Origin of the sequence: Pseudomonas sp. MG-9 (assembly GCF_018729515.1) — a bacterium.
Taxonomy (GTDB): domain Bacteria; phylum Pseudomonadota; class Gammaproteobacteria; order Pseudomonadales; family Pseudomonadaceae; genus Aquipseudomonas; species Aquipseudomonas serboccidentalis.
In genome coordinates, this window is the sequence record NZ_JAHHZH010000011.1 from 112133 (window position 1) to 130911 (window position 18779).

Consider the following 18779-nt stretch of genomic DNA (forward strand, 5'->3'; position numbering starts at 1 on the left):
GAATTCCTCACTGGGCAGTGAACTGCATTTCCGGTACGTGATCCGGGACGATCAGTTTACCAGCGGTTTTGGCGACGATTTCCTCGACGCTGACGCCAGGTGCGCGTTCCTTGAGGACAAAAGCGCCATTTTCGATTTCCAGGTAGGCGAGGTCAGTCAGCACCCGCTTGATGCACCCGGCGCCAGTCAGCGGCAGGCTGCACTTGGACAGCAGCTTGGACTCACCGTCCTTGGATGCGTGGGTCATGATCACGATGATGTTGTCGGCACCGGCCACCAGGTCCATGGCGCCGCCCATGCCCTTGACCAGCTTGCCGGGAATCATCCACGAGGCGATGTTGCCTTCGACGTCGACTTCGAACGCGCCCAGCACGGTCAGGTCGACATGACCGCCACGGATCATCGCGAAGGATTCGGCGGAGTTGAAGATCGACGCACCGATGCGTGCGGTCACGGTTTGTTTGCCGGCGTTGATCATGTCGGCATCAATGGTTTCTTCAGTCGGAAACGGACCCATGCCGAGCAGGCCGTTTTCCGATTGCAGCATGACTTCCATGCCTTCGGGAATGTAGTTGGCGACCAGGGTCGGAATGCCGATACCGAGGTTCACGTAAAAGCCGTCCTGCATTTCGCGGGCGACGCGCTGAGCCATTTGTTCGCGGGAAAGTGCCATGTTGTTGTTCTCCGTCTGGGCTTGAGTTATTTGCGGATGGTGCGCTGTTCGATGCGTTTTTCGAACGTGCCGCAAATGACCCGGTCGACGTAGATGCCGGGGGTATGGATCTGCGACGGATCCAGCTCGCCGGGTTCGACGATTTCTTCGACTTCGACCACGGTGATCTTGCCGGCGGTGGCGGCCAGCGGGTTGAAGTTCTGCGCGGTGTGACGGTAGATGACGTTGCCGAAATGGTCGGCTTTCCAGCCTTTGACGATGGCGAAGTCACCGGTGATGGACTCTTCCATCAGGTACTTGCGCCCTTTGAACTCACGCACTTCCTTGCCTTCGGCGACCGGGGTGCCGACCCCGGTGGCGGTGAAGAACGCCGGGATGCCGGCGCCGCCTGCGCGCATTTTCTCGGCGAGGGTGCCTTGCGGGGTCAGGATGACTTCGATGTCGCCCTTGAGCAGTTGCTCTTCGAACAGTTTGTTTTCGCCAACGTAGGAGGCGATGACTTTGCTGATCTGGCGGTCGGTCAGCAGCACGCCGAGACCGAAACCGTCGACGCCACAGTTGTTGGAGACCACGGTGAGGTTGCGGGTGCCTTTGCGCTTGATCTCGGCGATCAGATTTTCCGGGATGCCGCACAGGCCGAAGCCGCCGGCGATCACGGTCATGCCGTCCTCAAGACCCGCCAAGGCTTCCTCGTAGGAACTCACGCGCTTGTCGAAACCTGCCATATGCACCTCTTTTATTGTTTGTCGGGCGGCTGGCTAGCCGAATGACTGGAGTGTCTCGCTGGAGGATATATTTGTTAAGTTGATTTTTAAGGTTGATTGATAGATAAAACTCAACAATAGACTCCATTACCGGTAGGAGCTGCCGCAGGCTGCGATCTTTTGCTCTTGTCTTTTAAAGTCAAAAGATCGCAGCCTGCGGCAGCTCCTACAAGGATCAAGGCGTATTCAGTATGACCATCAAACAGATCCGCGCCTTTCTCGCCGTGGCCCAGAGCCTGAGCTTCGCCGTGGCTTGCGAGCGTCTGCACCTGTCGCAATCGGCGCTGAGCCTGACCATCAAGGCGCTGGAAGAGGGCCTGGGCGGGCGGCTGTTCAGTCGCAACACGCGCAACGTGGCGCTGACCGCCGAGGGTGAGTCACTGCTGCCGTTGGCCCGGCGCCTGATCGCCGACTGGGACAACGCCGAAGACGAAATGCGCCAGCGCTTCAGCCTGCAACGCGGGCGGGTGACGCTGGCGGCGATGCCGTCGTTTGCCGGCAATCTGCTGCCGCCGATCCTCAAGACCTTCCGTGCGCGCTATCCGAACGTCAACGTCACGGTCAACGACGTGATCAACGAACAAGTGCTGGAAATGGTCCGCGACCGGCAGGTGGAACTGGGCGTGGCGTTCGAGCCGATGCAGAGCACCTCGCTGACGTTCACGCCGCTGTACATGGACCGTTTTGTCGCCGTGGTGCCGCAGGATTCGGCGCTGGCCGGGCGCAACGAAATCGACTGGCAGACCTTGCTGCAGGAACCGTTCATCACCCTGCAACGGCCGTCGACGGTGCGGGTGATGCTCGAAGAACACCTGCAGGCCCGGGGCATGAAGCTGCCGGTGGAATTCGAAAGCCATCAACTGGCAACGGTCGGGCGTATGGTCGCCAGCGGGCTGGGGGTCAGTGCGGTGCCGGCGTTGTGCGCCGAGCAGATGCTGGAGCTGGGCGCCTGTTGCCTGACCTTGAATGACTCGGTGGAGCGGGCGATTGGCGTGCTGACCGACCCGGGTAATGACCTGTCGGCGGCGGCGCAGGCACTGTTCGACATCCTCAAAGCCGAACACTGAACTGCGATCCCATCCCTGTAGGAGCTGCCGCAGGCTGCGATCTTTTGATCTTGCTTCTAAACACAACGTCAAAAGATCGTCCGAACGCGGCCCGAGCCTGCGGCAGCGCCTACAGGGGAGTGCGGATTCAGGTGGTCAGGTGTTGCGCCAGCAACGGCAGCAGCTGTTCGCACGACGCTTCGATCTTCAAATCCAGCAACTCATCCGCCCGGGTCTTGCCCAGATTGATCGCCATCAACGGCTTGCCCCGATCGGCGATCACCCGGCACAGGCGAAATGCCGAATACGCCATCAGCGACGAGCCCACCACCAGCAAGCCCTTGGCATCTTCCGCTGCGGCCATGGCCCGGGCCGCCGTCGGCTGCGCCACGTTCTCGCCGAAGAACACCACGTCCGGTTTCATCCGCTCGCCTGCGCAATAGGGGCATTGCGGTGTCTGAAAACGTGCTTCGAACGCCGGGTCGAGCAGGGTATCGCCGTCCGGCGCCTGCACCGCGTCGACCCCGGCCAGATACGGATTCTGCTCAACCATTCGCTGCTGAATATCATCGCGCGCGCTGCGCTGGCCGCAATCCAGGCACAACACCCGGTGCAGGCTGCCGTGCAGTTCGATCACGTCATGACTGCCGGCCTGATCGTGCAGGGTGTCGACGTTCTGGGTGATCAATGCGTCGATTTGCCCTTGGCGCTGCAACTCGGCCAGCGCCGAATGTGCTGCATTCGGCTGCGCCTGACGCACCCGCGGCCAGCCGAGCATGGCCCGCGCCCAGTAGCGACGGCGGGATTCGGGGGCGGCGAGAAATTCCTGGTACATCATCGGCTGCCGGCCCCGGCGCACACCTTCGCTGTCGCGGTAATCCGGGATGCCCGACGGCGTGCTGATGCCGGCGCCGGTCAGCACCACAAAGCCACCATCGGCCATGGCCTGGTGCAGGATGTCGAGGTGTTCGCGGATCGGGCTGTCGAGCATGGTCAGCACTCCGGGGCAATTGGGGTGCCAAGCAGATTAGCACCTACCTCTGTGGCGAGGGGGCTTGCCCCCGTCGGGGTGCGGAGCAGCCCTCAAAAAGCGGGCCTGTTGCGCAGTCCAACGGGGGCAAGCCCCCTCGCCACGGGTTTCAGTCCCGGTATCTATTTGCGCGCCTCCAGAATCAGATTGAACGGTGTCTGCGTCGCCCGGCGAAAATGCTTGAACCCGGCCTCGGCAAACACTTTGCGCAAGCGCATTTCACCGGCCTGTGCACCGAGGCCGAGACCGACTTCCTGTGACAGCGAGTTCGGCGTGCAAATAAAGGTCGACGCCGCATAAAACAGCCGACCGACCGGGTTGATGTTGTCGTCCAGCGTATCGTTGGCGAACGGTTCGACCAGCAGCACCGTGCCGTCGTCCTTCAGCGATTCGTAAGCGTGCCGGGCCGCACCGACCGGGTCGCCCATGTCGTGCAGGCAGTCGAAATAGCAGATCAGGTCATAGTCGCCGCCGGGATAGCTTTTGGCGGTGTTCTGGAAGAATTTCGCCCGGCTGCTGACACCCCCTTCTTCAGCGCGCTGGGTGGCGACGGTGATCGACGGCGCGTGGTAATCGAAGCCGACGAAGCGCGAGTTGGGAAACGCCTGGGCCATGATCACCGTCGAGGCGCCGTGGCCGCAGCCGATGTCGGCGACCTTGGCGCCGTCTTCGAGTTTCGCCACCACGCCGTCCAGCGCCGGCAGCCATTCAGCGATCAAGTGACCTTTGTAGCCGGGGCGGAAGAAGCGTTCGGTGCCGCTGAACATGCACGGGTGGTGGTCACCCCAGGGCAGGGCGCCGTTGCCGCGCATCGCCTTGACCAGTTTGTCCTTGTCGTGGAAAAACGATGCCACCACGCCGAGCCCGCCGGCGACGTACACCGGTGAGTCTTCGACGGCCAGTGCCAGCGCCTGTTCTTCCGGCAGGCGAAACTGGCCATCGTGATGTTCCATGTAGCCGGACGCGGCATGGGCGCTGAGCCACTCACGGACGAGTCGGGGGTTGCAGGTGGTTTTTTCGGCGAGGGCTTGCGGGGTGATCGGCTGACTGTCGGCCATTGCCCGGTACAGCCCGAGTTCTTCGCCAACGATGACGTTCGCCAGCATCGCGGCGCCGCCCATGTCGTTGACCAGTTTGCCCATGAATGCGTTGAGTCGGGCCTCGTCCATCACATGTGCTCCTGAAACAGGATCACAGTCCGGCGGCGTTGAAGGTCGAGGCATACGCCACCGGGCGGTGGTCGTGGAAACGGGCAGGGCGACGGATGCGTCCTGCAGCCCCCTCGACTGGGTCATCAGTCAGTCTAGCCGGGCTGGGGCAACCTGCAGACTTTGTGAACCCTGCGAATCCCCTTGTAGGCGTGAGCCTGCAGGGATTTGTATGGGTCAGGCATGCAGTGGCAATTTCAGTTCTGCACACAGCCCACCGCCCTCGCGGTTGCTCAGGGTCAGCGACCCGCCAAGGGCCATGGCCAGTTGCTGGGCGATCGCCAGGCCCAGGCCGGTGCCGCCGGTGCTGCGGTTGCGAGAGTTTTCCACGCGGTAGAACGGCTGCATGACCTGTTGCAACTCGGCTTCGGCGATGCCCGGCCCGCGATCCATGACCTTGATCGACAGACCGTCGCTTGTGTCGACCTGCAACTGCGCCGCCCCGGCGAATTTCAGCGCGTTATCGGTCAGGTTCACCAGCACCCGGCGCAGGGCCTGGGGCCGGGTCTCGATCACCGCCGCGCTCTTGCCCTGAAGCTGCACGTCCTGGCCCATGTCCTGATAGTCGAACACCAGGCTGTCGAGGAACGAGTCGAGGTCGGTGCGCCGGCTTTCTTCGGTCGAACCGTGGATGCTGCGGGCGTACGCCACGCCTTCGCGCACCAGATGCTCCATCTCGCCGAGGTCGTTCCACAGTTTGTCTTTCTCCACCGAGTCGTCCATGAATTCTGCGCGCAGCTTCATGCGGGTGATCGGGGTTTGCAGGTCGTGGGAGATCGCCGCCAGCAGTTGCATGCGCTCTTTCAGATACGCGGCGATGCGCGCCTGCATCGCGTTGAAGGCCCGTGCGGCGTAGGCCACTTCCGTAGGGCCACGCTCGTCGAGCATGACCGGGTGAGCGTTGGGATCGAGGGTTTCCACGGCGTTGGCGAGGCGGGCGAGGGGGCGGATGGCGATGCGCACTGCCAGCCAGGTGCAGGCGATCAGCAGCGCCAATTGCCCGAGCAAGACCCCCGGCAGCCACGGCGACAGCGGCGGCATGGCCGGACGCACATCGATGGTCACCGGGCTGCCGTCGCTCAGGCGCACATGGGCCTGAAAGTGTTTTTGCTCCCCGGCAAACCGAGTGAAAGTCAGTGGGTGGGCGCCGCCGATTGCGGCGCTGATCGAAGTCGCGGCCACCGGCACTTCGTCGGCGTCGAGCGGGGCACCGGGATCGCCGTCGCTCAACAGATAGTCGTAGTGGGTGCGGGCCAGTTGCTTGAGCCAGGCGGGGCGTTCCTGCGCGGGCAAGCGGTCGAGGATCGCGATCGAAGTCGAGACGTCGCTTCGCATATTGCCGAGCATGGTGCTTCTGGCACTCTGGAAGCGCTCGTAATACTGCGCGCCGAACGACAGTGCCTGGGCGAGCATCAGCCCGACCAGAAAGATCAGCGACAACCGCGACGCCAGGGTGCGCGGCCACTGCAACTTGAGGCTCATGCCGAGGCCCCGAGGATCTCCACCGGCAGCGAGAACACGTAGCCCTCGCTGCGCACGGTCTTGATGCAGGCCGGTTCGCGCGCATCGTCGAGCAGACGCTGGCGCAGGCGGCTGACCAGCAGATCAATGGAACGGTCGAACAGATCAGCCTCGCGACCTTGAGTCAGGTTGAGCAATTGATCGCGGCTGAGCACTCGTTGCGGATGATCGAGGAACACCCGCAGCAAGCGGTATTCGGCACCGCTCAGCGCCACCAGCGTACCGTCCTGGTCCAGTAGATGGCGGGCCGAGGTGTCCAGTCGCCAACGGCCGAAGGCGAGCAGGCGACCGCTTTCGGTGACCACCAGATTCGGCGGCAGCATCCGCGTGCGACGCAGCACGGCGTTGATCCGCGCCAGCAATTCGCGGGCGGCGAACGGCTTGGTCAGGTAATCGTCGGCGCCCATTTCCAGACCGATGATACGGTCGGTTTCATCGTTGCGCGCCGTGAGCATCAGCACCGGCGTGGCCTTGTGTTTGCCCACGCGCAGTTCGCGGCACAGCTGCAGGCCATCGTCGCCGGGCATCATGATGTCGAGCACGATCAGGTCGACGGTGTTGGCTTCGAGGAAGCTGCGCATCTGCCGGCCATCGGCGACCACCGTGGTGCGCAGGCCGTTCTTCTTCAGGTAATTGCCGACCAGTTCGCGGATCTCGCGGTCGTCGTCGACGATGAGAATGTGATCGACATGTTCCATCGGTGCAGAACCTCTATCAAAGGGCAATGCCGTGCAGTCTATCGATGCTGGGCCGGTTCGCCTGCCCGGGTTTGTATTGCAGTGTATCTGGCGCAACGCGGGATACACACAAACGCAAAAACGCGATTTCTGCAGGGTTTTGTATCGCTGTGTATCTCCGGGCAGCGGGGATACACAGCGAGTTATAGCGGGTGTTTTCTGACACAGACGCGATACCTCACGCGCCTCAAATAGGCTCCATCGAGGCCCACACAGCTTGCCTCGGCTCAACCCACACCAGCCTTGAGGAAACCGCCATGACCCACAAAACCGTTGTCGCCGCCTGCCTGTTCGCTGCTCTGAACATCTGCACCCTGTCGGCTCGCGCCGAAGCCGACGTCAGCCCGCACACCTACACCTACGGCACACACCTGGACGTGCAGAAAGTGCTGTCGATGACTCAGGACACCTCGGTGAACTGCGGCATTGTCGACGCGCGCATGACCTACCTCGATTCGGCCGGCAAAACCCAGGTGCTGGATTACCGCAAATTCGCCGACGGCTGCAACAACGAAAACTGAGTGCTCACCGGCATCCGCGGTCGCTGGCCGTTCGCATCAATGGCTCACAGCTCGCGCACCATGAGCCATTGCTCGTTGTCCCAGGCGTGAAAGCGCTCCAGCACTGTCCAGCCACGTTTGGCGTAGTAGTTCTGTTTGTTTTGCGTGTGCAGGTAGAACCGCGCGCAGCCACGCTGTTTCGCCGCCTGGCTGATGCCTTCGATCAAGCGTTCCGCCAAGCCCTGGCCCCGAGCCTGCGGGCTGACAAATACGCATGCCAGCCACGGGCCGAGATCCGGGCGCAGGTCCAGATCCGCCCGGGCCAGCGCCGCACCGCCGAGCAGTCGGTCGCCATCCAGCGCAATCAGGCACGGCCAGTCGCCGTTGCTCTGGCCGGCAGCGAACTCGCGTTGCCATTCGGCCAAGGGTTGCCGGGCGTATTCGTAGGCGAATTGCCGGTGGATCCACTCGGCGTAAGTGTCGCTGTGTTGCAGGTGATCGACGAGCCATTCAAGGCGCAGGGACATGACGGGAATCCATTCTCGGAACACGGGAAGGCATAAGAGCCGATTGCCCCCGCCTGTGGCAATCCCGACAGTGTTTCGAGGGCTTTACAAAACCCCGCCATTCATCGGCCCGGCCCTTGTTTTACTGGCTCTTCGGACGATTGGCAGGGACGCCGACGACCCTCGGCGCGATAGTGAGTGAGTGGGTCAGTTCTGCAACCTGCTGTGGAGCACGATTGATGAGTACACCCATTGATCTGGCGGGCCTGAAAGAACGCCAGAAAGTCGCCTGGGCCAGCGGCGATTACGCGCTGATCGGTACCACCTTGCAGATCGTCGGCGAGAACCTTGCCGAGGCCTGCGACCTGCGCTGCGATGAACAGGTGCTGGATGTCGCGGCCGGCAATGGCAATGCCACTTTGGCGGCGGCGCGACGTGGTTGTCAGGTGACTTCCACCGACTACGTGGCGGCGCTGCTGGAACGTGGCCAGGACCGGGCGCGGGCCGAGCATCTGGACGTGATCTTTCAAGTCGCTGATGCCGAAGCGTTGCCGTTCGCCGATGAGAGTTACGACGCGGTGCTCTCGACGTTCGGCGTGATGTTTGCCCCGGATCAGGCCACAGCCGCTGCGGAACTGGCGCGGGTCTGTCGGCGGGGCGGGCGGATCGGCCTGGCGAACTGGACGCCGGAAGGGTTCGTCGGCCAGATGTTCAAGGTGCTGGGTCGCCACGTACCGCCGCCCGCCGTGGCGCAACCGCCGTCGAACTGGGGCACCGAAGCGTGGTTGCACAGCCACTTCGGCGAACGTGAATTCCTGCTGCAGGTGACGCGCCGCACGTTCAACTTCCGCTATCGCTCGGCGGCGCATTTCATCGACATTTTCCGCCACTGGTACGGGCCGGTGCACAAGGCATTCGCGGCGCTGCCGCCGGAAAGCGGGCAGGCGCTGGAGAGTGATCTGGCGGATCTGCTGAACCGGTCGAACCGGGCGGGGGAGGGATCGCTGGTGGTACCGAGCGAGTATCTGGAGGTGGTCATCACCAAGCGCTGAACGTCCGGAAAGATGCAAAACCGTTGTGGGAGCCTGCTCGCGAAGGCGGTGTGTCAGTGGAAAAATATCCGACTGACGCACCGCGATCGCGAGCAGGCTCGCTCTTTCAGAAAACGTTTCAGTCGTTGATTTCGGACACTACGCCTCGACCGACTGTTCGGCTGTCTTCACGGATATCGAAATGCTGACCTGGCTCCATTGCGATTGATTTGGACAGTTCAACTTTGAGTTCCACGGTGTCCCCCGGCATTACCGTTTCAACGCCACTTGGCAATTCGATCGCTCCGGTCACGTCAGACTTATGGAAGTAGAACTGGGGTCGGAACTCCCTGGAAAACGCGGTATGACGTCCGCCTTCTTCCTTCGACAATACATAGATACTGGCGGTAAATTTTTTGTGAGGTTTGATTGATCCTGGTTTGGCCACAACCTGGCCAAGTTCAATGTCTTGAGGCTGGAGCCCGGCCAGCAACAGGCCGATATTTTCCCCTGCGTGGCCCTCATCCGGCATTTTGTTGGACGTTGCGACGCCAGTGCAGGTGGTTTTTCTTGTGTCACGTCTACCGACTAATTCCACTTCGTCGCCAACCTTGATAACACCTCGCTCAATGCGCCCCGTTACCACAGTACCGCGACCTTTGAGCGTGAAAACTTCCTGCACAGGCATCAGAAAAGCCCCAGCTTCAGCCGGGGGAGTAGGACGGGGGTCATCGAAAACATCTACCGGGCCGCTCATGGCAATGACGCCCCCGAATGTGACGCCTCCGTATGATCCGGATAGTCCAAATGCTCGAAGTCGAGACCTTTTTGTCCGAGGGTACCGACGTAGATGATGGGTTTGTCAGTGTTGGCGACCATGATGATGAGCTCCCGTGAGTAGCGGCGAATCGTGTTTTCGATTTCACGGTAGCGAGTTCAGAGTAAAGGCGGCAACTGTCAAAGCTGACAGTTGACGGGCATTCAAAGATTCACTAAGAGAGCTGCTGAACACCAAGAAATCGGCTGTTTTAATAGCCTTGAACGCTAAAAAGAGAGTGTTAGTAGTGAATAGATCTAGAGGCAGGAGATTGTGGTCACCCAGCGTTGATTCAGCATCATGAAGATCCCCTCTAGACCTTCGCTTGCTCGCGAAGGCCTAGAGGGAGATGGTGTTTGGCGGGGCTGGCAGCTATTTCAAGTGCGGCCGATCAAACCACTCCAGCGCCGTGCGCCAGATGCAGATTCCCAGAAAGTACGCCGACATCAGCAGCCACAAAGCCATCACCAGCGGATTGAGCGCTGGGTGGTTGAGCACCAGCGACAGGCTGCACAGCAGCCAGATCGCCGTCACCGCGATGTTGATCGGCATGAACCGGCGCACGCGGAACGGGTGGAGGAATTTCATCCGGGTGACGGTCAGCAGGGCCAGGCCGATCACCGTCAAAAAGGTGATCCACGGCCCCGGGCCGATGATGTACAGGCACAGGGCAACCACGTTCCACGCGGCCGGGAAGCCGACGAAATAGTTGTCCTTGCTCTTCATGTTGACGTTGCAGAAGCAGAACAGCGACGACACCAGAATCAGCGACACGGTCAGCAGCAGGGTGTAGTCGGGCAGGGGAATGTAGCGGTAGATGAACAGTGCCGGGATGAACACGTAGGTGAGGTAGTCGATTACCAGATCGAGGATCGAACCGTCGAAACTCGGCAACACCGATTGCACATTGACCTTGCGTGCCAGCGCGCCGTCGAGACCATCGACGATCAACGCCACGCCCAGCCACATCAGGCAATGGGTCGGCTGGTTTTCCAGCAGCGCGAGGGTTGCCAGAAAGGCAGTGACCACGCCGGTCGCGGTAAAACCATGGGCGCCCCATGCTTTGAGCCTGGCGATGTGTACGGTCGATATCACAGGGGCGTTCTCCAGAAAAATGAAGCAAGCCGGGTATCACCCTTGGGCACAGGGCGCCGGCAAACCGGGTCGGGGTTGCAGCTATCGACCGGTTCGGCCGGGATAAGGTTCACCACCTTTGAATCTTAGCTGGCCGCACAAAAAATACCTCGGCGAAATCCGCCGGTGGCGCCAGGCGTCAGCTAAATGGTGTTGGCGCGATGGCTGCGGCAGTCTATCGTTGCCTGACGCAATTAATGCCAATGCCTGAGGACGACATCATGAACACCAGCGATTTGCTCGAACAACTGCTGCGGGGCCAGGCCTCGGCAGGACAACAAAGTGGTGCCTCGGCCGGTGGTGGTCTGGATGGGTTGGGCGGCTTGCTCGGCGGCCTGTTGGGCGGCGGTGCGAGCGCTGGCGGCAGTGGGGCGCAGTCCGGTGGGCTGGGTGGTCTGGGCGGCTTGCTCGGTGGCCTGCTCGGCGGTGGCAGCGGCGGTGGTTTGGGCGGCGCGCTCGGCGGAGCACTGGGCGGCGGCGGTACGCAAAGCCGCTCCGGCGGCACCAATTATGCGGCGCTGGCCTCGCTGGGGATGATGGCGTTCCAGGCGTATCAGGCCTGGCAACGCAGTCAGGCCTCGGCCGCACCACAACAGATCCCGCAAACGGCGAATCTGCTGGCCGGGCCCGAGGTCGAGGAACACAGTCACGCGGTGCTGCGGGCGCTGATCGCGGCAGCCAAGGCTGACGGTGAGATCGATGAACGTGAACAACAGATGATCAACGGTGAAATCAGCAAGCACACCGACGATCCGCAATTGCAGCAGTGGTTTGAAAGCGAAGTCGCCAAACCGCTGGATGCGAACGAAGTCGCGCAGGCGGCCAACGGCGATCCGGCCATGGCCGCTGAGATGTATCTGGTCAGTGTGATCCTGGTGGACGACCAGCAGGATGCCGAGCGCAACTACCTGGATGAACTGGCAGCGGCGCTGCAGATCGATCCGCAATTGCAGGTGCATCTGGAACAACAGGCCAAGGGTACGGCTTAAGGCAAAGTCAAAAGATTGTCCGCACGCGGCCCGAACCTTCGGCAGCTCCTACAGAGGATTGGCGGTGTACTCCAGATACCTGTAGGAGCTGCCGAAGGCTGCGATCTTTTGATCTTCAGAGCCAGATTGCGTCCCACAACGGATAATCACCCAAGCGCTGCACCAGTCCGGCTCGCAATGGGTTCATGACGATATAACGGGCTGCCGCTTTAAGATCTTCATCGCGACGCAAGGCCCGGTCGTAATAGCCGCGTTGCCATAGACCTCCCTGGCTGCCAGACATCAGGTTTACCGACCGACAACTGCGCGACTTGACGCGGCACATCAACTGCGCCAAGGAACCTTGTTGCAACTCAACCAGCCAGTGCAGGTGGTCCGGCATGACCACCCAAGCCAAAGATTCAATCAATCCTGCCTCATCGGCCGCGCGCATCTGTTCAACCAATAATCGTCCCGTTCTCCAGTCGGAAAAAACCGGTCGACGCGCCTCAACCACCGCCGTCAGCAAATAGACACGCCCAACCTCCGAATATCGCCCCTTGCGCAAACCACATGCTCTTGCAGCTTCAGGCATTCCATTGCCCTCCGTGACCATCGTCTTGGAACACTAGCGTTTCCGAGGCCAATCGCGAATCCAGCTCATTACACGATGTAAATGTAGGAGCTGCCGAAGGTTCGGGCCGCGTGCGGACGATCTTTTGATCTTCAAAAATCAAAAGATCGCAGCCTTCGGCAGCTCCTACAGTGATCGAGTGATCGAGTGATCGAGTGATCAAGTGATCAAGTGATCAAGTGATCAAGTGATCGAGTGATCAAGTGATCGAGGGTTGATCGGGCCGTCCGTCAGGGCGATTTTCATGTCGATTGAATTTTTCTCCGTAGCGGTTGCTCTGCTGCTGTAGAGGCGTGAAGCAACGCCCTGACAGGCCAACCGACCGAGAACATTGACATGACTGCCCTGACTTCCCTGCAAGCGCCGAGCGCGCAGCAACAGCCGATCATTGCCGACGGTGATCTGCGGCGCATTTATGAGGCACTGCTGCTTGAGGATTCGCCTGAAACCCTGGCGCAGGATTTTCTCGATGAACAATTGCTGCGTGCCGCGCAGTTACCCGAAGCGCTGCCGCAGGATCCGTCTGCCTGGCAGGCCTGGGTCGCTCAACGCTGCACCGAGGTTGCCCGGCAATATGCCGAGTACCTGCAACAGCGCCAGGCCGGCGGGCCGCGCCAGTTCTTCAGCAACAAGGCTCACGCGCTGTACTTTCTGCAAGCCGTGGCGCCGACCAAACTGGTCGATGGCGCGTGGCTGTACGGATTGTTGCCGCAATGGCGCGACCCGCGTTTTGACGGCTTGCTGTGCACCTATCTGGAAGAACTCGGCGACGGCAATCCTGCGCAAAACCATGTGGTGATCTACCGCAAACTGCTCGCCGAACATGGCTTGCAGGACGCCAGCGCCATCACGGATGAGCGCTACCTGCAAGGCGCGCTGCAACTGGCACTCGGTGCCTGTGGCGAGAACGTTCTGCCGGAGGTCATCGGCTACAACCTGGGCTATGAACAACTGCCGCTGCACTTGCTGATCAGTGCCTATGAACTCAGCGAGTTGGGCATCGATCCGTACTACTTCACGCTGCACGTGACCATCGATAACGCCAGCACCGGCCATGCGCAAAAAGCCGTGCAGTCAGTGCTCGACCTGCTGCCACTGGAAGCCGATCGCGGCGAATTCCTGCGCCGGGTGTCGCTGGGTTATCGACTCAACGATCTGGGGCAGGGCAGCCGCGCGATCATCGAGAGCTTTGACCTGGAACACGAAGTGCTGGCGATGCTCGAACGCAAGCGTCCGTTCGGCCAGCACATGCATTCGGACTACTGCCGCTTCGAAGGCAAAACCGTCAATCAGTGGCTGGCCACGCCCGAGCAACTGCCCGGATTTTTGCAGGCGATGCAGGACAAAGGCTGGATCAAACGCAACCAAGACCCACAGGCCAGTCGCTTCTGGCAGTTGATCGACGGTGACGGTGCGGCAATGTTCGGCGTGTTCAGCCCGTATGAAAAACAGCTGCTGCACGACTGGATTGCCGGTGACTGGACGCCATCCGACCCACGCAAGGCGCCACGACGCAGCCGTCAGGTCGCGACTCCCGACGCCGCCGTGCCCGCACACGATCCCGATGTGCAACGCCTGACCGCCGCCCTGCAAGGCCAGGACGGTCACGGGCAAATGGCAACGCTGATCCCGTGGCTGGCGCCAACCCGTCACGCCCACCCGGCGGGGCTGTTGGCGACGCGCCGTTTCATCGAACTCAAATCCAGTCTGCGCTAAGGAAATCCCCATGAATCAGGAAGAACAACTGTCCGCCAACGACCTCACGCTGCTGCAACTCGGCCGACGCTTGCAGGCCGACGGCTACCGTTTCATCACGCCGACGCCCTTGACCCATCAACGCGTCAACCAGCGAGATGAGGGGCAGGCCGCCGAGACCCTGCGCGACGTCTTCGGCTGGTCGCGTCCGTTCGAGCCGGGGTTGTTGTCTGCTGACGAACAGCGGCAATTGCAGGAGGCGCAAGTGATCGATGTCTACGACGGCCGCTTGAAAAGCCGGGTGCGCTGGTCGAGTCTGGATGACTTGCTCTTCGTCCACTCGGGGTTTCCCACCGACGCCGCCGACTCGGTGTTTTTCGGCCCGGACACCTACCGTTTCGCACAGCTGATTCACGCGCACCTGCAACAGAACTTCGCGCCGATTCAGCGCGCCGTGGACATCGGCTGCGGTGCCGGCGTCGGTGCGATCCTGATTGCCCGCGCGCGACGTGAAGCCGAAGTGCTGGCGGTGGACATCAATCCCGCCGCGCTGCGCCTGACCGCAATCAACGCGGCATTGGCCGAGGTTGCCAATGTCGAGTTGCAGGCCAGCGATGTGCTGCAGGGCATTGACGGCAGCTTCGACCTGATTGTCGCCAACCCGCCGTACATGGCCGACCCGGCCGGACGTGCCTACCGGCATGGCGGTGGCTCACTCGGTGCCGGGTTGTCGCTGCGCATCGTCGAGCAGGCCCTCAATCGACTGGCGCCCGGTGGTTCGTTGCTGCTGTACACCGGCGTGGCGATGGTCGACGGTCGCGACCCGTTTTTCGACACCGTGGTGCCACGGCTGGACTCGACGCGATTCGGCTGGACCTATCGTGAACTGGACCCCGACGTGTTCGGTGAAGAGTTGTTGAACCCCGGTTACCAGCGTGTGGACCGGATCGCCGTGGTCGCGCTGACCGTGACCCGCATGGGCTGAAACAAGGCAGGTGCGCCATGAACCGGAACCTCGACGACTACAACCGCATGCGCGATTTCTCGGCGACCTCAGAGCCCGCCGCCGTCAAGCGCCGTGCCCGCAGCAAGGCCACCGAGCATGCGCTGCAGTTCTGCATCCAGAAGCACGACGCGTCGCATCTGCATTACGACTTTCGCCTGGAACTCGATGGCGCACTCAAGAGCTGGGCAGTGCCCAAGGGGCCGTCGCTCGACCCCAAGGTCAAGCGCCTGGCCGTGCATGTCGAAGACCATCCGCTGGATTACGCCACGTTCGAGGGCAGCATTCCCGAAGGGCATTACGGCGCCGGCGATGTGATCGTCTGGGATCGTGGCGTGTGGATCCCGCTGGAAGACCCGGCCAAGGCCTACGCCAAGGGCAAACTCAAGTTCGAGCTGCAGGGCGAGAAGCTGTCCGGCCTCTGGAACCTGGTGCGCACGCACATGCCGGGCAAGAAGGAAAACTGGTTCCTGATCAAGCATCAGGACAGCGCCGCCCGCCCGCAAGACGACTACGATGTGCTCAGCGCGGAGCCGAACAGCGTGCTCAGCGAGCGAACCCTGATCAGCAAACCGAGGCTCGCCGCCGAGCAAGCCAAACCCGTGAAAAAGGCCCCGGCCAAACCGCGCAAAGCCGCGTCCGGGACGCTCACCGGTGCGCGCAAGGCCAAGCTCCCGGCGCAACTCAAACCGGAGCTGGCGACCCTGGTCGACAGCGCACCCGAAGGGCAGTGGAGTTACGAGATCAAGTTCGACGGCTACCGGATCATGGCGCGCATCGATCACGGCGAGGTGCAACTGTTTACCCGCAACGGTCACGACTGGACGCACAAACTGCCGCAACAGGCGCAAGCACTGGCCACGTTGGGGCTGGAATCGGCTTGGCTGGACGGTGAAATGGTGGTGGCCAACGAGCAAGGCGTGCCGGATTTTCAGGCGCTGCAAAACGCCTTCGAAGCCGGGCGCAGCGGCAACATCGTCTATTACCTGTTCGACTTGCCGTACCTCAACGGCGTGGACCTGCGTGAGGTGCCGGTCGAGGAGCGCCGCGCGGCACTGTCCACGGTGCTCGGTGGGCATGAGCAGCCCTTGCTGCGCTTCTCCGAAGCCTTTGACGAAGCCCCGGACGCGCTGCTCAACAGCGCCTGCCAGATGCAGATGGAAGGGCTGATCGGCAAACGCCTTGGCTCACCCTACGTGTCGCGGCGCAGCAGCGACTGGATCAAGCTCAAGTGCAAGCATCGGCAGGAATTCGTGATTGTCGGCTACACCGATCCGCAAGGCGCGCGCAGTGCCTTCGGTGCCTTGCTGTTGGGCCTGCATGATCGTGACAACGGCGAGCTGCGCTACGCCGGCAAGGTCGGCACCGGGTTCAACGAAGCGACGCTGAAAAGCATCCTCGCCCAACTCAAGCCGTTGCAGGTGAAGAAGGCCACGGTGGTCAATCCGCCAAGTGGCTTCGACGCCAAAGGCGTGCACTGGCTCAAGCCGAGCCTGTTGGCAGAAGTGGCGTTCGCCGAAATGACCAAGGACGGCTCGGTGCGTCACGCCGTGTTCCATGGTTTGCGCAATGACAAACCGGCCAGGGCCATTACCGAGGAGCGAGCGAAAACCGTGAAGACGTCAGCCAAAGCCAGCCCATCGAAAAAGGCACCTTCAGCAAAAAAAACCACCCCTTCGAAGACCAGCGAACCGGCACCGTCGCAGCTTGGCCTCGCCAGCGGCAAGGTGCGCATCACCCACCCCGATCGGGTGATCGATGCAGTCAGTGGCACCACCAAGATGCAACTGGCCGAGTATTACGCCAGTGTTGCCGAATGGATTCTGCCGCAACTCAAGGATCGCCCGGTGGCGCTGGTGCGGGCGCCGGACGGTATTGCCGGCGAACTGTTCTTCCAGAAAAACGCCGAGCGCCTGGCGATTCCCGGCATCACCACGCTGGACAAAGACGTCATCGGCCAACCGGTGATGCTGATCAACAACGCCGAAGCGCTGATTGGTGCGGTGCAGATGAGCACGGTCGAGTTGCACACCTGGAACGCCACCACGGTCGATCTGGACAAGCCTGATCGATTCGTCCTCGATCTCGACCCGGACCCCGCGCTGCCGTGGAAAAGCATGGTCGAAGCCACCGCGTTGACCCTGACCGTGCTCGATGAACTGGGACTCAAGGCGTTCCTCAAGACCAGCGGCGGCAAGGGTATTCACCTGGTGGTGCCGTTGACCCGCAAACATGGCTGGGACGAGGTCAAGGATTTCAGCCACGCGATCGTCAGCCATATGGCGAACCTCTTGCCGGAGCGGTTTTCAGCGGTGTCCGGGCCGAAAAACCGTGTCGGGCGGATCTTCATCGATTACCTGCGCAACGGTCTGGGTGCCACCACCATTTGTGCCTACGCGGCGCGCACCCGTGAAGGGTTGCCGGTGTCGGTGCCGCTGTTTCGTGACGAGGTGGCGGAGATCAAGGGCGGCAATCAGTGGAACATCAGCAATGCCCATGAGCGTCTGAACGAGGTCGGCGATGAGCCGTGGGCCGAGATGAAGAAAACCCGCCAGAGCATCACGGCCGAGATGCGCAAGCGGGTTGGCATGAAAAAGTGATCAGGTGTCGCGCAGCAAGTCGTGGGCGTTGAGCAGTTCGAAGGCGATTTCGGGGTGGTTGTTCAGGCCCCGACGAATCGCTGCGGGGATCGACTTGCGCGTCTTGCGACACATCCCCGGCAGCTCCGCGATCTGAATGTCGATGCCAAGCATGGTGCGCACTTCATGAAATCCCGGGGCGACTTCCACACGTACGCCTAACTGCTCGTACATACGGTTCTGCAGGTGCCGCAGGTCGGCGAGGTCCTGTAGTTGTTCCAGGCGCGCGAGGAGGATTTTTTCCTGCTCGCGCGTGAGACGAAGGATGCGTAGATCCGTGCCGGGCGTCTCCAGCAACGATTCGCGCCCGCAATCGCAGGCGCCGGGCGGGCAGGGTGAGCGCAAAGGCGCAAGGGGCGCAAGAGTCGTCATGGCCTCCATCATAGAGGCCGTCGGACCGTTTTGCCTATGCGCCTTCAGCTGCCGTCCATCGGCCGCCGCATCCGTGACAGCTACTGATTCAGGCCTTCGTAATGCACCAGAATCGCGTTGGCGAGGTCCTCATCGCTGGCGTTCAGACCAGGGTTGTCGTGGCGCACCTGTTGCAGTACCGACTCAAGATAAACGCCACGGATGGCCCCGCCGCTGGCGACAAATGCGGACAAGTCGTCGCGTGCCGGGATCACCATTTTGTGATCCTTGAAGGTCGAGTACAGCGAGGCGGACACACCCGCCGAAGTGGCGACGTCTCCGGCATCGACACGAGCCAGAGCCGAGCCGACAGGGAGGCACAGCAGGAGAGAAGAAATGAGCACTAACTTGCGCATGACGGTGTTCCTCCACAAGCGCGAAGCAAAAAGGAAGGACTACATAATCTCAGAGGGGCGCCGCTTGCCGGAGTTCCATTCGAGCGCAAGGATACTTGCTGAAACG

At 61.6% G+C, this 18779-nt stretch carries 19 protein-coding genes; 7 read left to right on the forward strand and 12 right to left on the reverse strand.

Translation table 11 applies throughout. From position 1 onward, the window contains the following. Positions 1-7: 7 nt before the first annotated feature. Together KKQ10_RS25360 and KKQ10_RS25365 are read right to left on the reverse strand one after the other, a co-directional pair. Positions 8-673 carry a CoA transferase subunit B gene (locus KKQ10_RS25360; protein WP_127651751.1) on the reverse strand — a complete coding sequence of 222 codons (666 nt, stop codon included), beginning with the start codon at positions 671-673 and terminating at the stop codon, positions 8-10. A 26-nt stretch (positions 674-699) separates the two neighbouring features. Further along, positions 700-1398 (reverse strand): CoA transferase subunit A, encoded by a 699-nt coding sequence (locus KKQ10_RS25365; protein ID WP_215502643.1) that lies wholly within the window; start codon positions 1396-1398, stop codon positions 700-702. Positions 1399-1628: 230 nt separating this feature from the next. On the opposite strand from KKQ10_RS25365, the gene KKQ10_RS25370 reads away from it, so the two are divergent. Further along, entirely contained in the window at positions 1629-2504 is an 876-nt protein-coding gene (locus KKQ10_RS25370) for a LysR family transcriptional regulator (protein ID WP_215502644.1), read from the forward strand. A 127-nt stretch (positions 2505-2631) separates the two neighbouring features. Here KKQ10_RS25370 and KKQ10_RS25375 read toward each other — a convergent pair whose 3' ends face one another. From KKQ10_RS25375 to KKQ10_RS25390, 4 genes are all read right to left on the reverse strand, one after another. Continuing rightward, entirely contained in the window at positions 2632-3474 is an 843-nt protein-coding gene (locus KKQ10_RS25375) for an NAD-dependent protein deacetylase (protein WP_215502645.1), read from the reverse strand. A gap of 161 nt (positions 3475-3635) precedes the next feature. Further along, a complete protein-coding gene (locus KKQ10_RS25380; protein WP_127651747.1) occupies positions 3636-4682 on the reverse strand; it encodes a class I SAM-dependent methyltransferase in 1047 nt (348 codons plus the stop codon). A gap of 216 nt (positions 4683-4898) precedes the next feature. Then, positions 4899-6203, reverse strand: a complete 1305-nt coding sequence (locus tag KKQ10_RS25385) for an ATP-binding protein (protein WP_215502646.1) — start codon at positions 6201-6203, stop codon at positions 4899-4901. Next, positions 6200-6940 carry a response regulator gene (locus tag KKQ10_RS25390; protein WP_127651745.1) on the reverse strand — a complete coding sequence of 247 codons (741 nt, stop codon included), beginning with the start codon at positions 6938-6940 and terminating at the stop codon, positions 6200-6202. The genes KKQ10_RS25385 and KKQ10_RS25390 overlap by 4 nt, the downstream gene beginning before the upstream one ends. A gap of 296 nt (positions 6941-7236) precedes the next feature. Here KKQ10_RS25390 and KKQ10_RS25395 point away from each other — a divergent pair, with 296 nt between their 5' ends. Then, the gene (locus tag KKQ10_RS25395; protein WP_127651744.1) at positions 7237-7500 is read left to right on the forward strand and encodes a DUF2790 domain-containing protein; all 264 of its coding nucleotides are present in this window, start codon (positions 7237-7239) and stop codon (positions 7498-7500) included. Between the two features lie 44 nt (positions 7501-7544). On the opposite strand, the gene KKQ10_RS25400 is transcribed toward KKQ10_RS25395, so the two are convergent. Continuing rightward, the gene (locus tag KKQ10_RS25400; RefSeq protein ID WP_127651743.1) at positions 7545-8006 is read right to left on the reverse strand and encodes a GNAT family N-acetyltransferase; all 462 of its coding nucleotides are present in this window, start codon (positions 8004-8006) and stop codon (positions 7545-7547) included. 218 nt (positions 8007-8224) lie between these two features. Between KKQ10_RS25400 and KKQ10_RS25405 the strand changes: the two genes are divergently transcribed. Next, on the forward strand, positions 8225-9037 hold the full coding sequence (locus KKQ10_RS25405; RefSeq protein WP_215502647.1) for a class I SAM-dependent methyltransferase: 813 nt from the start codon (positions 8225-8227) through the stop codon (positions 9035-9037). 118 nt (positions 9038-9155) lie between these two features. On the opposite strand, the gene KKQ10_RS25410 is transcribed toward KKQ10_RS25405, so the two are convergent. Both KKQ10_RS25410 and pcsA read right to left on the reverse strand, forming a co-directional pair. After that, complete coding sequence (locus KKQ10_RS25410; protein ID WP_215502648.1) at positions 9156-9773, reverse strand: EF-Tu C-terminal domain-related protein; 618 nt, start codon at positions 9771-9773, stop codon at positions 9156-9158. A 432-nt stretch (positions 9774-10205) separates the two neighbouring features. Next, the gene (pcsA, locus tag KKQ10_RS25415) at positions 10206-10928 is read right to left on the reverse strand and encodes a phosphatidylcholine synthase (RefSeq protein ID WP_215502649.1); all 723 of its coding nucleotides are present in this window, start codon (positions 10926-10928) and stop codon (positions 10206-10208) included. 260 nt (positions 10929-11188) lie between these two features. Here pcsA and KKQ10_RS25420 point away from each other — a divergent pair, with 260 nt between their 5' ends. Continuing rightward, positions 11189-11956 carry a tellurite resistance TerB family protein gene (locus KKQ10_RS25420; RefSeq protein ID WP_127651740.1) on the forward strand — a complete coding sequence of 256 codons (768 nt, stop codon included), beginning with the start codon at positions 11189-11191 and terminating at the stop codon, positions 11954-11956. Between the two features lie 115 nt (positions 11957-12071). Here the strand turns inward: KKQ10_RS25420 and KKQ10_RS25425 are convergent, their stop codons facing one another. Then, positions 12072-12530, reverse strand: a complete 459-nt coding sequence (locus tag KKQ10_RS25425) for an REP-associated tyrosine transposase (RefSeq protein ID WP_215502650.1) — start codon at positions 12528-12530, stop codon at positions 12072-12074. 375 nt (positions 12531-12905) lie between these two features. On the opposite strand from KKQ10_RS25425, the gene KKQ10_RS25430 reads away from it, so the two are divergent. The 3 genes from KKQ10_RS25430 to ligD are packed head-to-tail and all read left to right on the forward strand — an operon-like array spanning position 12906 to position 17867. Continuing rightward, entirely contained in the window at positions 12906-14285 is a 1380-nt protein-coding gene (locus KKQ10_RS25430; RefSeq protein WP_215502651.1) for an iron-containing redox enzyme family protein, read from the forward strand. 10 nt (positions 14286-14295) lie between these two features. Next, entirely contained in the window at positions 14296-15249 is a 954-nt protein-coding gene (locus KKQ10_RS25435) for a methyltransferase (RefSeq protein ID WP_215502652.1), read from the forward strand. Between the two features lie 17 nt (positions 15250-15266). Next, positions 15267-17867, forward strand: coding sequence for a DNA ligase D (gene ligD / locus KKQ10_RS25440; protein WP_215502653.1), 2601 nt, complete (start codon positions 15267-15269; stop codon positions 17865-17867). On the opposite strand, the gene KKQ10_RS25445 is transcribed toward ligD, so the two are convergent. Continuing rightward, positions 17868-18290, reverse strand: a complete 423-nt coding sequence (locus KKQ10_RS25445) for a hypothetical protein (RefSeq protein ID WP_502941669.1) — start codon at positions 18288-18290, stop codon at positions 17868-17870. Between the two features lie 68 nt (positions 18291-18358). Further along, the gene (locus KKQ10_RS25450; protein ID WP_007962425.1) at positions 18359-18673 is read right to left on the reverse strand and encodes a DUF2388 domain-containing protein; all 315 of its coding nucleotides are present in this window, start codon (positions 18671-18673) and stop codon (positions 18359-18361) included. Between the last annotated feature and the right edge of the window lie 106 nt (positions 18674-18779).